The 14,459-nt window shown below is 66.9% G+C and carries 13 protein-coding genes; 7 read left to right on the top strand and 6 right to left on the bottom strand.

Features of this window, described 5'->3' with window-relative positions:
* Positions 1 to 236 precede the first annotated feature (236 nt).
* The gene (locus SK803_RS46050; protein ID WP_319972587.1) at positions 237 to 809 is read right to left on the bottom strand and encodes a COG4315 family predicted lipoprotein; all 573 of its coding nucleotides are present in this window, start codon (positions 807 to 809) and stop codon (positions 237 to 239) included.
* 264 nt (positions 810 to 1,073) lie between these two features.
* Here SK803_RS46050 and SK803_RS46045 point away from each other — a divergent pair, with 264 nt between their 5' ends.
* The 3 genes from SK803_RS46045 (at position 1,074) to SK803_RS46035 (ending at position 5,558) form a co-directional block, all read left to right on the top strand.
* The gene (locus SK803_RS46045; protein ID WP_319972589.1) at positions 1,074 to 2,300 is read left to right on the top strand and encodes a cyclopropane-fatty-acyl-phospholipid synthase family protein; all 1,227 of its coding nucleotides are present in this window, start codon (positions 1,074 to 1,076) and stop codon (positions 2,298 to 2,300) included.
* A complete protein-coding gene (locus SK803_RS46040) occupies positions 2,297 to 3,067 on the top strand; it encodes a DUF1295 domain-containing protein (protein WP_319972586.1) in 771 nt (256 codons plus the stop codon). The genes SK803_RS46045 and SK803_RS46040 overlap by 4 nt, the downstream gene beginning before the upstream one ends.
* A 442-nt stretch (positions 3,068 to 3,509) precedes the next feature.
* The gene (locus tag SK803_RS46035; protein ID WP_319972585.1) at positions 3,510 to 5,558 is read left to right on the top strand and encodes a S9 family peptidase; all 2,049 of its coding nucleotides are present in this window, start codon (positions 3,510 to 3,512) and stop codon (positions 5,556 to 5,558) included.
* Between the two features lie 482 nt (positions 5,559 to 6,040).
* On the opposite strand, the gene SK803_RS46030 is transcribed toward SK803_RS46035, so the two are convergent.
* The 4 genes from SK803_RS46030 to SK803_RS46015 all read right to left on the bottom strand — a co-directional run bounded on the left by SK803_RS46030 (position 6,041) and on the right by SK803_RS46015 (position 9,777).
* Positions 6,041 to 6,856, bottom strand: coding sequence for a spermidine synthase (locus SK803_RS46030; RefSeq protein WP_319972588.1), 816 nt, complete (start codon positions 6,854 to 6,856; stop codon positions 6,041 to 6,043).
* Positions 6,857 to 6,885: 29 nt separating this feature from the next.
* On the bottom strand, positions 6,886 to 7,281 hold the full coding sequence (speD, locus tag SK803_RS46025) for an adenosylmethionine decarboxylase (RefSeq protein WP_112272901.1): 396 nt from the start codon (positions 7,279 to 7,281) through the stop codon (positions 6,886 to 6,888).
* Between the two features lie 33 nt (positions 7,282 to 7,314).
* On the bottom strand, positions 7,315 to 8,481 hold the full coding sequence (locus SK803_RS46020; RefSeq protein WP_319972584.1) for a type III PLP-dependent enzyme: 1,167 nt from the start codon (positions 8,479 to 8,481) through the stop codon (positions 7,315 to 7,317).
* A 108-nt stretch (positions 8,482 to 8,589) separates the two neighbouring features.
* Positions 8,590 to 9,777 carry a metallophosphoesterase gene (locus SK803_RS46015; protein ID WP_319972583.1) on the bottom strand — a complete coding sequence of 396 codons (1,188 nt, stop codon included), beginning with the start codon at positions 9,775 to 9,777 and terminating at the stop codon, positions 8,590 to 8,592.
* 201 nt (positions 9,778 to 9,978) lie between these two features.
* On the opposite strand from SK803_RS46015, the gene SK803_RS46010 reads away from it, so the two are divergent.
* The 3 genes from SK803_RS46010 to pabB all read left to right on the top strand — a co-directional run bounded on the left by SK803_RS46010 (position 9,979) and on the right by pabB (position 13,393).
* Entirely contained in the window at positions 9,979 to 10,476 is a 498-nt protein-coding gene (locus SK803_RS46010) for a SigE family RNA polymerase sigma factor (protein WP_319972582.1), read from the top strand.
* Positions 10,473 to 11,303, top strand: coding sequence for a hypothetical protein (locus SK803_RS46005; protein WP_319972581.1), 831 nt, complete (start codon positions 10,473 to 10,475; stop codon positions 11,301 to 11,303). Before SK803_RS46010 ends, SK803_RS46005 begins: the two co-directional genes overlap by 4 nt.
* 92 nt (positions 11,304 to 11,395) lie before the next feature.
* Positions 11,396 to 13,393: an aminodeoxychorismate synthase component I gene (gene pabB, locus SK803_RS46000; protein ID WP_319972580.1), complete on the top strand. Its 1,998-nt coding sequence runs from the start codon at positions 11,396 to 11,398 to the stop codon at positions 13,391 to 13,393.
* A gap of 122 nt (positions 13,394 to 13,515) precedes the next feature.
* Here pabB and SK803_RS45995 read toward each other — a convergent pair whose 3' ends face one another.
* On the bottom strand, positions 13,516 to 13,857 hold the full coding sequence (locus tag SK803_RS45995; RefSeq protein WP_030476951.1) for a histone-like nucleoid-structuring protein Lsr2: 342 nt from the start codon (positions 13,855 to 13,857) through the stop codon (positions 13,516 to 13,518).
* Between the two features lie 324 nt (positions 13,858 to 14,181).
* Between SK803_RS45995 and SK803_RS45990 the strand changes: the two genes are divergently transcribed.
* Positions 14,182 to 14,459, top strand: a 278-nt coding sequence (locus tag SK803_RS45990; RefSeq protein ID WP_030466675.1) for a metal-sensitive transcriptional regulator, incomplete at its 3' end; no start/stop codon positions are given.

The raw sequence follows: 14,459 nt of genomic DNA, 5'->3' as shown, positions 1-14,459 counted from the left end.
GAGCGCTAGACGGGGGAGCCCACCACCACTACCTGTGTGCTCGGCTTCGCCTTCGCTTGGGCGCTCGCCTTCGGCATCGCGGACGAGCGAAGGGGCGCCTCCGGAAATCCGGGGCGCCCCTTCGGGTGAAGCTGAGCGAAACGACGGGAACCCCGGCCCCTTCCCCAGGGCCGGGGTTACACCGTGTCAGGGTGTTGTGTGTCTCAGGTGGACCGTCCTAACGGGAGCTTTGGGGTTTAGGCCGCCGGGGCCGTGACGCCGGGGGGCAGGCATTCCACGTTGCGCTTGCCGTCGGGCTGGATGACGAACCAGGTTCCGCCAACGCCCTGGCCCTTCCAGGCGCCCGGCTTCGGGTCCTGCGAGTAGGCGTACAGCGCCCAGCCGTCGATGGCGACCTGCTTCTTGCCGTCAGCGCGGGTGATCAGCGAGACGAGCTTCGAGTCGATGCCCTCGACCTGCGGGACCGTGTCCGACAGCAGTGGCGGCCACGTCACGGCGCACTGGTTGTTGCAGTTCGACTTGCCTTCCGGCTTCGGGGTGTCCTTGTCGAAGCGGTACATCGTGCGGCCGTCGCCGTCTTGGACGACCAGGCCCATCTTGTCCACGGGCTTGCCGACCAGCTTCAACGAGCTGACTGGCGCGGCGGCCGGGGGTTGGGCGGCGGGAGGTTGCGCGGCCGGGGTCGGGTTTTCCGGTGCCTGCTGCTGAACAGGGGCTTCGGGGGCCTGAGCGGGCTCCTGGAGTACCGGGGGCTGACCCACGTCGCCGTAGTCACCGAGGACGCCCAGGTCGGTTTCGGTCTGTGCCACCGGCTTCGAGTTAGTGCCACTTCCCGTGGCGCTCCAGACACCCAGACCCAGCACGACTGCCAGCCCCGCTGCGAGCCCGATGGCAATGCGGTTACGTCGGATCACACTCATGTCCTCCTTGTTCCGTCGTTCGCTCTATCGAGGCCATACGGGCGTGGTTGCGTCTCGGTTCAGAAACGAACCGAACCTCGTGCTGTCTCGAACGTCTGGCGGAGCCAGGTTCGCAGGAGGTGCAGGGTGGTCGTCGCTGGTCAGCTGGCAGGAATGGCCGAACGGGTGCTGGGTGGGCCGTTGCCAATCGGATTTCGGGCGTGGGACGGGAGCGTCGCCGGGCCGCAGGACGGCACCGTGCTCGTGATCCGGTCGCGTGATGCTCTCCGTCGGCTCGTCTGGAGTCCGAACGAGTTGGGTCTCGCCCGCGCCTACGTGAGCGGTGAGCTCGATGTGGAGGGTGATCTGGTTGCTGGCCTGTCGCAGATCTGGGGTCTTGTGCGGCGGGGGGTCACCCGGCGGCCGCGGGTCTCGGAGGTCGTGAAACTTGCATTGCAACTGAAAGTGCTGGGTCCCAACCCGTCCGCGCCGAAGGAGGAGGCGCGGCTCAGAGGCGCGCTGCACACCAAGACGCGCGACCGGGACGCCATTTCGCACCACTACGACCTGAGCAACGCCTTCTACCAACTCGTGCTCGATCCGAGCATGGCCTACTCGTGCGCGTACTTCACGTCCGATGAGGACTCGCTGGCGCAGGCTCAGCACAACAAGCTGGACCTGATCTGCCGGAAGCTGGATCTGCGACCGGGCATGCGCCTGCTCGACGTCGGCTGCGGCTGGGGATCGATGATCATCCACGCCGCGAAGCACTACGGCGTGCACGCTGTCGGTGTCACGATCTCCGCTCAGCAGCGCGAGCACATCCTCAAGCGGGTCGCCGCCGAAGGCTTGCAGGACCGCGTCGAGGTGCGGCTGCAGGACTACCGCGAGGTCAGCGACGAGCCGTTCGACGCGATCTCGACCATCGAGATGGGCGAGCACGTCGGTGAGTCGAACTACCCGACGTACGCCTCGACGTTGCACCGCTTGCTGAAGCCCGAGGGTCGTCTGCTGTTGCAGCAGATGTCGCGCGGTCACAACGCTCCCGGCGGTGGCGCGTTCATCGAGTCGTATGTCGCGCCGGACATGCACATGCGGCCGGTCAGTTCCACGACGGGCTTCCTGGAGGCCGCCGGGCTGGAGATCCGCGACGTGCACGCGTTGCGCGAGCACTACGTGTGGACCGTGCGGGCTTGGGCGCAGACACTGGAAGATCGGTGGGACGAGGTCGTCGCGCTGGTCGGTGAGGGGCAGGCACGTGTGTGGCGCCTGTACCTCGCGGGTGGCGCGCTGACGTTCGAGGAAGGGCGGATGGGCGTGGACCAGATCCTCGCGGTGCGCAGGAGTGAGAACGGCCGCAGCGGCATGCCTCGCGTGCGTCGTGAGCTGGTGGCGCGGTGAGCTTCCTGGTCAGCTTCGTCGGAGTGTTCCTGCTGCTCAGCGGGTTGTTCCTGTACGCGGACGCCCGCAAGCGCTACGACCTGATCGACTCCGCGTGGGGCCCGGGCTTCGCCGTGATCGCGGTGATCACCTTCCTGTTCGCGGAGGGCGAACCAACTCGGCAGTGGGTGGTTGCCGCCCTCACGGTGATCTGGGGCGTACGCCTGGGAGTGCACATCTTCGTGCGCAACTCGGGCAAGGACGAAGATCCGCGATACCAGGACATTTTGAGGCGTGCCAAGGGAAACCCGCGCCTGCGCATGTACCGCGTCTACCTGATGCAGGCCGCGCTGATGTGGATCGTGTCGCTGCCGGTCCAGGCCGCGCAGCATCTTTCGGACCCGTTCGGAGTGCTAGATTGGGTGGGCACTGGCGTGTGGATGGTCGGCTTCGCTTTCGAGGCCGTTGGCGACTGGCAGCTCTCCCGGTTCCGGGCGGACCCGGCGAACAAGGGCGCCGTGATGGATCGCGGATTGTGGCGCTACACAAGGCATCCGAACTACTTCGGTGACGCTGTCGTGTGGTGGGGCCTCTACCTGTTCGCGCTGCACTCGTGGCTCGCCGCACTCACGATCATCGGTCCGGTGATCATGACGTGGCTGCTCGCGAAGGGCACCGGCAAACCGCTGCTCGAGAAGGACATCGTGTCGCGCCGCCCTGGCTACGCCGAGTATGTCCGGCGCACCAGCGGCTTCGTCCCGCTGCCTCCGAAGAGCCGCGTGGGGTAGGGCCGAGCTCCCTGGAAGGTCGTGTGGGAGCGCGCTCTCGCACGATCCGCTGTGGGTGCTTCGCGCAGTGGGTGGGAGGCGTCGTGTGGCGTCTCGAGCCCTTGCGGGACGTTCGCGGTGCTGGGCTTTGTGCTGTGCCGTGGGTCGGTCGTGCGTGGGCGAGCTGGTCGTACCTGTGCGGCTGTGGACTGGGCGCTGGCGGCGTCGTGTCACTGCCTCCGGCGGGCCTGCCGCACCTGTTCCGCAGGCGTGTGGGGCACCCACGGCTCACTGCCCGTGCCCTCGTGGGGCAGGGGTGCGTTCATGGCGCTGTTCGTGCGGTGCAGGCGTGCGGAGCCGAGGGTTCAGGGCTGCGTCCGCAACCCTCGTCGGGTCTGTATCGCGCCAGGACGTGCACGTCACAGCGCCCGTGCCGCACGCGTGCGCGGGTTAGTGTTGGTGGGTGGGCAACGACATCTCCTTCCCGCGCCAACAGGCGCGCACCCAGCGGTTCACCGTCGGCGCACCGAGGACCTTCGCGGTGTCGGCGGACGGGGCACGTGTCTTCTTCCTGCGTCCGGCGACGGCTACGAGCCGTGCGAACGGGCTTTGGGAGCTGAACACGGCCACCGGCGTCGAAAGGCTGCTCGCCGATCCGGCGGCGCTGCTGTCCGACCCGGAGGACCTGCCGGCTGAGGAGAAGGCGCGCCGCGAGCGCACGCGTGAAGCCGGTGCGGGCATCGTCGGCTACGCCCTCTCGAAGGACGCGTCGGTCGCCTCGTTCGCGCTGTCGGGCCGGCTGTTCGTGGCCGACCTGACGAACGGTGCTGTCCGCGAGCTGCCGACTCGGGGTGGCGTCATCGACCCGCGGGTCGACCCGACGGGCAAGCGTGTGGCGTACGTCACGCGTGGCACGTTGCGGGTGGTCGAGCTGGACTCGGGTGAGGACGTGGCCGTCGCCGTTCCCGATGGCGAGGACGTGACGTTCGGGCTGGCCGAGTTCATCGCGGCCGAGGAGATGTCGCGCTACCGCGGTTACTGGTGGGAGCCGAACGGCACCCGCCTCATCGCCGCGCGCGTGAACAACGCGTCGGTGCAGCGCTGGTACATCGCAGACCCGGCGAATCCCGCGACCACGGCCACCGAGATCGCGTACCCGGCGGCGGGCACGACCAACGCTGCGGTGTCGCTGCACGTGGTGTCGCTGGACGGCACCTTCGTTCCGGTGTTGCTGGAGTTCGACTACCTCAACGACGTGCACTGGTCGTCGGGTGGCGCTCCGCTGATCACCACGCAGACCCGTGACCAGCGCACCCGCAAGATCTACGAGCTGGCCCCCGAGACCGGCGCTGTCTCCGAGCTCGCCGTCGAGACCGACCCGACCTGGCTCGAGGTCACCGACGGCGCTCCGGCGTGGACTCCGGACGGCCGGCTCGTGCGGATCGTGGGCAACGGCGACGAGTACGTGCTGCAGGTCGGCGACGACGTCCTCACCACCGGCCTGCAGGTGCGCCGGGTGCTCGACATCGCCGATGACTCGATCCTGGTCGCCGCGTCGGCGGACGACCCGACTCAGACGCATGTCTACGAGGTTGGCAAGAACGTCGAGCAACTGTCCACTGAGGATGGTGTGCACGCCGCGATCCGGGGCGGCGACACGGTTGTGCTCGTATCGGCCACTTTGGACAGGTTTGGTGCCAAGGTCACGGTCGGCGATCATGTGATCGAGTCGTGGGCCGACACCCCTGTGATCAAGGCGTCTCCGCGCCTGCTGACCCTGGGCGAGCGCAACATCCGCGCCGCGCTGCTGCTGCCGACCGGCCACACCCCGGGAACCAAGCTCCCGGTGCTGATGGACCCGTACGGCGGCCCGCACGCGCAGCGCGTCGTGTCGTCCCAGAACGCCTTCCTCGCCTCGCAGTGGCTGGCCGACCAGGGCTTCGCGGTCGTCGTCGCCGACGGTCGCGGCACCCCCGGCCGCGGTCTCGCCTGGGAGCGCGCGATCGCGTTCGACTTCGCCGGCGCCACCCTCGAAGACCAGGTCGACGCCCTGCACGCGGCCGCGGCCGTCGAACCCGACCTCGACCTCACCCGCGTCGGGATCCGCGGCTGGTCCTACGGCGGTTACCTCAGCGCCCTGGCCGTCCTGCGCCGCCCGGACGTCTTCCACGCGGGCATCGCCGGCGCCCCGGTCACCGACTGGCGCCTCTACGACACCCACTACACCGAGCGCTACCTCGGCCACCCGGACGACAAGCCCGAGGTCTACGACTCGAACTCCCTCATCGCCGACGCGGACAAGCTCTCCCGCCCGCTGATGATCATCCACGGCCTGGCCGACGACAACGTGGTGGCCGCCCACACCCTGCGCCTGTCCAGCGCCCTGCTCGCCGCCGGCCGCCCGCACACCGTGCTGCCGCTCTCGGGCGTCACGCACATGACCCCGCAGGAACAGGTTGCTGAGAACCTGCTGCTGCTTCAGGTCGACTTCCTCAGGCAGGCGTTGAGCTGAGGCCGGGGTAGGGCCAGCCCCAGTGTTCGGAGATCCTCCCCACGGCACGCTTCAGCGCCATGGGGAGGAACATCAACGCGCGCACGGTGTCCGTCGCGCTTTACGTGCTCTGGGGCCTGCTGCACGGGCGGGTGAGCGCGAGATCGATCGGAGGCAGGGCCCCGCCCTCCCAGGGGGCAGACCGGCCAGCACCTTCAGCTTATTCGCGAAATCGCCGTGTCAAGCCCCCGCAGGCCGATCTGTGGACAAGGCAGTTGCCAGCCTGAGTTGTCCACAGATCGCCGAGCGGCGGCTTGACACGGTGTTCGCGCGTCTAAATTGAGGTACTGCGGCCTTGGTGGTCAGCCCCCGGGAGGGTGGGGCCCTGCCCTCCGCGCGATTCGATCATCTGGCTGGCCGCCACAGTCTGCGCGGCGACGGCCGGGAAATAGCGAAAGGGGCGCCTCCCGGACAAACGGGAAGCGCCCCTCTCGAAACCTGACTCAGGCCAGCGACTGCCGCACCCGGTAAGGCGGAATGCTGTTGCCCAGCAACGCCAGGTCGTCGATCGACTCCGGCTGGTACCCGGCCGTCTTCAGGCGCTCGGCCATCAGTGCGGTCGGGTCCTCGACGACGTCCGCGCGGCCGAACAGGTACGCCCACTCGTGCTCGTCGGAGCCGTAGTAGGCGACGGTGTCGAACACCTCGTTGAACCGCTGCCAGGAGCGGATCAGGGTGGTGTTGCGCCACATCGTCTGGCAGCCGGACTGGTTGACGACCACGCCGCCCGGACGCAGCAGCGCCTTGCACATGCGCAGGAAGTCGGCGCCGTACAAGCGGTTGTGCTGCGCCTCCTCCTCGCGCTCGTCGGGCAGGTCCACCAGCACGATGTCGTACTTCTCCGACGTCGTGCGGATGTACTCGAACCCGTCGATGTACTGCACGCGGATCGGGCCTTCGCCCTTTTCGGCGAGAGCCAGTTCCTCGAGGGTGTAGCCGTACGGCAGGTGCTCGGCGCACAGCTTGACGGCCTGCTCGTCGATGTCGATGTGGTCGACGACGGAGGCGCCGTGCTGGACGGCCATCTGGCACACGACGCCTTCGGAGGAGCCGATGACCAGCACGCGCTCGACGGTGTCGGCCAGCAGCAGCGCCGGCACCATCAGGGCCTCGTGGTAGGTCAGCTGGCTGAACTCCGTGGACTGGCGGTCGTTGTCGCAGAACAGCGACACGCCCTGGGCTGTGCGGCCGATCACCAGGTGCTGGAAGTCGGTCTTGGTGTCGACCAGCACCTCGTCCACGCGCCAGTGGCGGGTCATGCCCTCGGCGAGCGGCTCGTTGATGGTGTTCACGCGGCGTGCTCCTTGATGCCACGAGTGACGACGTCCGTGCTCACGTGAGCGGCGCCCAGGGCGTCAGCGAGTAGTTGGACGGCCAGCGCGGGCTTCGCACGCGTACCGCAGGTGAACACGTCGACGAACACCGAACCCACTTCGGGATAGGTATGGATCGACGCATGGGACTCCGACAGCAGCGCCAGCACGGTGACTCCTTGAGGATCGAACTTCTTGGAGATCACCTCCAGCACCGTCGCGTCGGCCTGCGTGAGAACCTCACCAAGGGCGTGTCGGAGGAACTGCTCGTCGTCGAGCAGATCCGCGCTCACACCTGAGAGCTCTGCAAGTACGTGCTGTCCCGCGAACAAACCGACGGTTTCCTCGGTCTGACAGGGCGCTTCGGACATCAATCACTCCAAACTATGTGAATTACGACGGACTTAGATGCAGTACGTGGCCAACGGCGGGAAGCCGTTGAAGCACACGGACGAATAGGAGGAGGTGTAGGCGCCGGCGTGGAGGATGTCCACGTGGTCGCCCGCCGTGAGGTCCAGTGGCAGGTCGTAGCGCGTGTGCTGGTAGATCACGTCGTCCGCGTCGCAGGTCGGACCGGCCAGCACGATCGGGCCGACAGCGCCGCCGTCACGCGAGGTCCGCAGCCGGTAGGCGATCGCTTCGCCCTCGGTCTCGGCGAGTCCCTGGTAGCGGCCGATGTCGACGTAGACCCAGCGGCGTTCGTCCGAATAGGACTTTCGCGACACGAGCACGACGGACGAGCGGATCATCCCGGCCTCCGCGGAGATCGCGCGGCCCGGTTCGATCATCACCCGAGGACGCGCGTCGCCGAAGTGGCGCGTGATCGAGGCTTCGATGGCGGAGGCGAAGGCCTCCAGGGTCGGTGTGTCTTCTTGATACACTGCGGGCAGGCCGCCGCCCAAGTTCACGGTGCTGGTCTCGATGCCTTCCGCACGCAACTTTGACGCGATCAGAGCGGCGTCGGCGATGCCGGAGTCCCAGCCCTGCACGGACAGCTGTTGCGAGCCCGCGTGGAACGCGACGCCGAGAGGAACGAGTCCCAACTCGTGCGCCAGCCGCAAGAGATCCGTTGCCATCTCCGGATCGCAACCGAACTTGTTGCCGAACGGGTAGGTGGAACCCTTGCTGTGTACAAGAATCCGCACCAGCACGGACGAACCGGGCGCGTGCTCGGCCACGAACCGCACGTCCTGTTCGCTGTCCGACACGAACAGTCGCACGCCACGCGAGTGGGCATACGCGATGTCAGCGGCCTTTTTGATGGGGTTGCTGTAGGAGATCGACGACGGTGCGGCGCCGCGCGCCAGGCACAGATCGATCTCCGCGGGCGACGCCACGTCGAACTGCGAACCCTCCGCGACCAACGTGCCCACCACGTCGGACTCGGGATTCGACTTGACCGCGTAGAAGATGTCGATGGACGGCATCGCGGCGTGAATTGCCTGGTAGCGCGCGCGGATCGTCTCGAGGTCGATCACCAGACACGGTGTCGACGGGTTCTCCTGGTCCAGGAAACGCCGAATACGAGCCTCTGCCTCGTAACGCCGGTCAACGGCGAAGCTCTCGGTCATTTCCCCAGGGTTCCCCCTTCATCCGCCTCGCGGTCCGTACGCGGGCACGGCCGTCCACTCTACGGCCTGGACACCGCAAGTGCGCAATCCCGCGGGGCCGAGTGTGATCTACCCGGCAGACTTCAGCTCGATCATCGTGATGTCCGGAGGCGCGCCCACGCGTACCGGCGGCCCCCAGAAACCCGCGCCACGACTGACGTACAGCCACGTGTCGTCCACCTTCGACAGCCCCGCGACACTGGGTTGCTGCACTGGCACAACGAAGTTGAACGGCACCATCTGGCCGCCGTGTGTATGACCGGACAACTGGAGGTCTACGCCGTGTGAAGAGGCGTCACTGACCTGCACGGGCTGGTGCGCCAACAGGACGAGCGGGTTGTTCCGGTTCCGGCCGGCGAGAGCACGGCCGAAGTCCGGCCCGTCGTCGTAGGACTTGCCCGTCACGTCGTTCACACCCACGAGCTCGATGCCACCGGCGACGGTCAAACCCTCGTTGCGCAACGGGTTCACGCCGAGCCTGTCCAGCTCCGCGATCCACTGTTCGTGGCCGGAGAAGTACTCGTGGTTGCCCGTCACGAAGAAACTGCCGTGCTTCGACACCAGATCGCGCAACGGCGCCGCGGCCTCGCCCAGCTCGGCGACGGTGCCGTCCACCAGGTCACCGACGATCGCGACGAGGTCGGCCTCCTGCTCGTTGATCATCCGCACGATCCGCTCGGTGTGCGAACGCCCGAGCAGCGGCCCGAGGTGAATGTCGCTCACGACCGCGATCCGGAAGCCCGACAACGACGTCTGCAGCTTGTCCAGCGTCACCGGCACGTTCAGCAGCCGCGGGGCGCCCAGCGCCTGCGTCATGCCGTACCCGACCACGCTGCCCGCCGCGATCCCCGAGCCGATGGCGACCGACCGCGAGATGAACAGCCGTCGCGACGGGTCCGGCACGATCTCGACCGGCTCGGCGGGCTCGGCCGCGGCGGCGCCCACGGCGACGGGGGCGAGCGTCGCCCGCCTGAGCAAAATCCGGCGCGGGATCTCCGCGATGCCCAGCGCGATGGCCAGGTAGAACAGCACCGCGAGCCAGACGAACCCCGGCCAGGCGAAGAACTTCCCGTACTCCGGCGGCACCCGCCGCGTGACGACGAGCGCGCTCATCAGCATCACGAAGGCCCCGACGATGGCCATCGTGCCGATCCGGCGCCCGAGCGTGCGCGGGCGCGTCGTGTCCACGACCAGCCGGCGCCACAGGTAGAGATGGCCCAGCGCGGTCGGAACTCCGAGGAGCAACAGGAAAATCACGACATCAGTATGCTTTTCGCCTTCTCGGCCGTGATCGCCGGAGGGGCCGACGGCGAGGTCCGCTCACGTTCAGCACGCGCATCGTCACTGCCGGTGGGATCCTCTCGCCACCGGACGCAAAAGATTCGTCGCGAACTTCATGCAACCCGCAGGGCCGCAGGTGGCGTGAGTAACCCGGTACCGCAGACAGGGGGAATCCTGATGAGTGACCGGGACGCCGCGTTCCAGGAGTATTTCGCGGCCCGTTCCGACGTCATGCGCGGCACGGCATACCTGCTGTGCGGCGACTGGCATCGCGCGGAAGACCTCGTGCAGCAGGCGTTCACGAAGCTCTACCTGGCGTGGCGCCGGATCGAGCGGCACGAGGCGCTGGACGCCTACACCAGGCAGATCCTGGTGCGGACGTTCCTGTCCGAGCGACGGCGCGGGTGGTTCCGGTTCGAGTCGGCGAGCGAGGAACACGCTGACTCGGCGGCTCCTCCGGACGTCTACCCAGAGGAGCGGATGGTGTTGCTGGAGGCGCTGGCGAAGGTGCCTCCGAAACAGCGTGCGTGCCTCGTCCTGCGGTACTGGGAGGACATGTCGATCGAACAGACGGCAGCCGTCCTCAAGTGTTCGGAAGGAACGGTAAAGAGCCAGGCCGCGCGGGGGCTGCAGACGCTGCGCGGTCTGCTCTCACAGCAGGAGAGGGTTCGATGAACGAACAGGACCTCAAAAAGGCTTTCGAAAACGTTGTGGTGGCGAGCAGCCCGCCGCCGTCGATGGATCCGGGCATCGCGCTCGACCTCGCTCGCAAGGCCAGGTCGAAGCGTCGGTCGTCGGTCGTCGGTGCTCTGGTCGCGGTGCTCGTCGTCGGTGCGGGCCTCGGCTCGGCGTTCGCGCTGAACCCGAAGGGCGCGCGGGAGCTGATGATGGGCGCGGGGCCCAGCAGCAGCTCCTGGGCGGGTGAGTGGCCGGACGGCCACACCGACCGCACGGCCCGGAACGGTCCGCAGGCCGATCGTGCGCAGAAGCTGCTCGACGAGCTGAAGGGCGTCGCCCCGGCCGGGTACGACGCCCCGCAGCTCAAGTACCAGGACCCCAGCTACAGCGGGGGTGACATGCAGCGAACCCAGGGGCAGGTGGCGTCCGACAAAGGCGAGGTGCCCGAGGTCTGGGAGTACATGGCTCAGACACCGGTGCGCAAGGACGGCAAGGTGGGGTGGCTGCTGGTCGAGTCGTCCACGCCCAACCCGGCCATGCCGGAAGAGCCGTGCGCTCTCGCCAAGACGTTCTGGGGCATGGGCGGACCGTGCCAGGTGGTCGACGTCAAGGGCCTCAAGGTCGGTGTCGTGCAGAGCAACCCGAGCGGTCGTGACCAGTTCGACAAGTGGGCCACCTACCGGGCCAACGACGGTCAGATCGTGACGATCGCTCAGGACGACAGCTATGCGGGCGGTGGCTATCCGGCGCTCACCGCGCCGGTCTTCACCGAGCAGCAGCTCGCCGAGCTGGCGACGGATCCCCGGTTCCGCGTCGGTAGCTGAGTTGGTGCGTTGTGCGGAGGGCGGTCACGTTTGTGGCCGCCCTCTCTCGTTGCTCTTTTCGGGTGTTTTGGCAGGTAGAGTGCCGTCCTGGAATGCGCACTCTGCTCATCGACAACTACGACTCGTTCACGTTCAACCTCTTCCAGCACCTCGCTGAGGTGAACGGAGTCGAGCCCGTGGTCGTCCACAACGACGACCCGCGCTTTCGGCTTGCCTCACTGCGGTCGTTCGACAACGTGGTGATCTCGCCAGGACCCGGCCGGCCGGGCAATCCGGCCGACTTCGGCATCTGCCGGGCGGTGATCGAGCACGCCGAGATTCCGTTGCTGGGCGTGTGTCTCGGTCACCAGGGACTCTGCCTTTCCTATGGCGCCGTTGTCGGCCCTGCGCCCGTGCCGCGTCATGGGATCGTTTCCCCGGTTACGCACACGGGCGTTGACGTCTTCGCTGGGTTGCCGTCGCCGCTGGACGTCGTGCGGTACCACTCGTTAGCGGTCACGGACCTGCCTTCTTCTTTGGAACCCATCGCGTGGAGCGACGACTCAGTGCTGATGGGTGTGCGCGCTCTCGACCGTCCCGCGTGGGGTGTGCAGTTCCACCCCGAGTCGATCTGCACGGACTTCGGCCGCGAGATGCTCGCGAACTTCGGCGCGCTGACGCCCACGCGGACCGCCGCGGTGCCGGAGCCGGTGCTGGTTCGTCCAGAGCCTCAGAGGCGTGCTGTGCACGTCCGGCGTCTCGACCTGGCCGCCGATGGCGAGGAAACGTTCGCGGCGCTCTACAGGGGCTCTGAGGCCGCGTTCTGGCTGGACAGCGGGGTCGGAGGGCGGTTCTCCTTCATGGGGGACGCTTCGGGGCCCCTGGCGCGCGTTGCGCAGTACTCAGTGCCGGACCAGGAGCTCGTGGTCGATGACGAGCGGCTGTCCTGCCCGTCCTTCTTCTCGTGGCTGGACGAGGACCTCGCGGCGTGGGGTGTGGAACAACCCGATGTGCCGTTCGACTTCGCGCTCGGCTGGGTTGGATACCTCGGTTACGAGTTGAAGGCGGAGTGCGGCGGCGACTTCGCACACCGCGCGGAACAACCAGACGCGTCGTTCGTCTTCGCGGACCGTGCCGTGGTCATCGATCACGTTGATGATTGCGTCTATTTGCTGTCGTTGACCGACGACTCCTGGTTCGACCACGTTTCCGCAGTCCTGGCGGATCTGAGGCATTTGGGTGAGCCTTCACGTCCGGTCGTGTCAGAGGTGACGTTGCGGCATCCACGCGCGCACTACCTCAAGTTGATCGGCGCGTGCCAGGAAGCGATCACGGCGGGGGAGACGTACGAGGCGTGCCTGACGAACATGATGTCGTGCATGACGACGGGGCATGTCCCGTTCGACCCGTGGGACACTTATCGGCTGCTTCGCGCCGCAAATCCCGTTCCGTTCGGGGCGTTGCTGCGTTTCGGTGACCTGTCCGTGCTCAGCACGTCACCCGAACGATTTATCCGGGTCGACCGAGATGGCGTCGTGGAGTCATCGCCGATCAAGGGCACGCGTCCGCGCGGTGTTGATGAGGCGGACGACGAGATGTTGCGCACAACGTTGGCCCGTTCGGTCAAGGACCGAGCGGAGAACCTGATGATCGTGGACCTCGTCCGCAACGATCTCGGCACGTGCGCGGAAGTGGGTTCGGTCGAGGTGACGCGGTTGTTCGACGTCGAGAGCTACGCGACCGTACACCAATTGGTGAGCACTGTGCGGGCGAGACTTCGGGCCGACAGTTCTGCCGTCCGATGTGTTCGAGCAGCGTTTCCCGGTGGTTCGATGACCGGTGCCCCGAAGATCCGGACCATGCAGATCCTTGATGGGTTGGAAGCCGGTCCACGTGGGGTGTACTCGGGAGCGCTCGGTTACTTCTCACTCAACGGAGCCGCCGACTTCAGCATCGTCATCCGAACGCTCGTCGCGAACGGGGAGCAGGTCAGTTTCGGCGTCGGCGGAGCGGTGATCTCACTGTCTGCGCCTGACGAGGAATTCGAGGAGACCGCGGTGAAGGCGACAGCGGTGTTACGCCTGTTCGGAGCGGACTTTCCGGGTCGTTGATCCCACGTTCCGGGGATAGGTGTGAACGAACCGGTCAGTGTTCGATCCGGATCAGTTGTACTTGGTTAACACGTCGGCCGGCGACCCGGCCGACGTGTGGAAACCTCGCGTGTCCGCGCAGGTCAGGAGGCGTGCGCTTCCTGGAACTGCACGACCAGGTTCTGCGGAATGCGACCGCGGTCCGAGATCTGGTGCCCCTGCGCGCGAGCCCAGTCACGAATGCGCTGCGCCTCGGCCTTGTCGGTGGCCTTCACCGTCGACTTGCCGGTGCCCTTGCGCTGCTTGCGGCCACCCGCACGACGGGCCTTGCCGACGAAGTCCGCCAGCGACTCACGAAGCCGCTCCGCATTTCCCTTCGACAGGTCGATGGCGTACTCGACACCGTCAAGTGCGAAGGTCACGGTCTCGTCGGCTTCTCCGCCGTCGAGGTCGTCGATGAGTTGGACGACGGTCTGCTGTGCCACTGTTCCTCCGTTGGGTACTCACATAGCACGCGGATCCTCGACGTAACCACGTGCTTCGACAACACCATAGTCCAGATGACGAAAAACGGCGAACCTTTCGCCGCTAAAATGTGACCCAACCGCCCGGTCGGGTCATTTACCCGGTGAAACGACGGGGGTGTTATGGGTCCAAAATGTGCTGCTAGTCGTCTCACTTCGACCCGTTGCTGGGCTTGCTGGCCGCTTCACCATTCCCGCTGACGGAGCAGCGCCGGACATAACGCACCCCCATCCGGTGCAGGTATCCTCGACATACCCGCCAGGGGTAGGGAAGGTCAGGAGCCGATGCACGGGTACACCGCGGACAAGGACGCATACCTCAAGCGACTGCGCCGCATCGAGGGACAGATCCGCGGTCTCCAGCGCATGGTCGAGAACGACGAATACTGCATCGACGTCCTCACCCAGATCTCCGCCGCCACGAAGGCGTTGCAGGCGGTGTCGCTGGGCTTGCTCGACGAGCACCTCAAGCATTGTGTGGCGCAGGCAGCCGCTGAAGGCGGGCCGGTGGCCGAGGAGAAGCTGGCAGAGGCGTCGGCGGCCATCGGACGGCTCGTCAAGTC

Origin of the sequence: Lentzea miocenica (assembly GCF_033949945.1) — a bacterium.
Classification (GTDB): domain Bacteria; phylum Actinomycetota; class Actinomycetes; order Mycobacteriales; family Pseudonocardiaceae; genus Lentzea; species Lentzea miocenica.
This window is presented reverse-complemented; position numbering and strand designations above follow the sequence as displayed.

Excerpts from the sequence above, each read along its gene's own strand:
- SK803_RS46045 (WP_319972589.1), top strand. The coding sequence starts at position 1,074 with ATGGCCGAACGGGTGCTGGGTGGGCCGTTGCCAATCGGATTTCGGGCG.
- SK803_RS46030 (WP_319972588.1), bottom strand. The coding sequence starts at position 6,856 with ATGACCCGCCACTGGCGCGTGGACGAGGTGCTGGTCGACACCAAGACC.
- speD (WP_112272901.1), bottom strand. The coding sequence starts at position 7,281 with ATGTCCGAAGCGCCCTGTCAGACCGAGGAAACCGTCGGTTTGTTCGCG.
- SK803_RS46020 (WP_319972584.1), bottom strand. The coding sequence starts at position 8,481 with ATGACCGAGAGCTTCGCCGTTGACCGGCGTTACGAGGCAGAGGCTCGT.
- SK803_RS46010 (WP_319972582.1), top strand. The coding sequence starts at position 9,979 with ATGAGTGACCGGGACGCCGCGTTCCAGGAGTATTTCGCGGCCCGTTCC.
- SK803_RS46005 (WP_319972581.1), top strand. The coding sequence starts at position 10,473 with ATGAACGAACAGGACCTCAAAAAGGCTTTCGAAAACGTTGTGGTGGCG.
- pabB (WP_319972580.1), top strand. The coding sequence starts at position 11,396 with ATGCGCACTCTGCTCATCGACAACTACGACTCGTTCACGTTCAACCTC.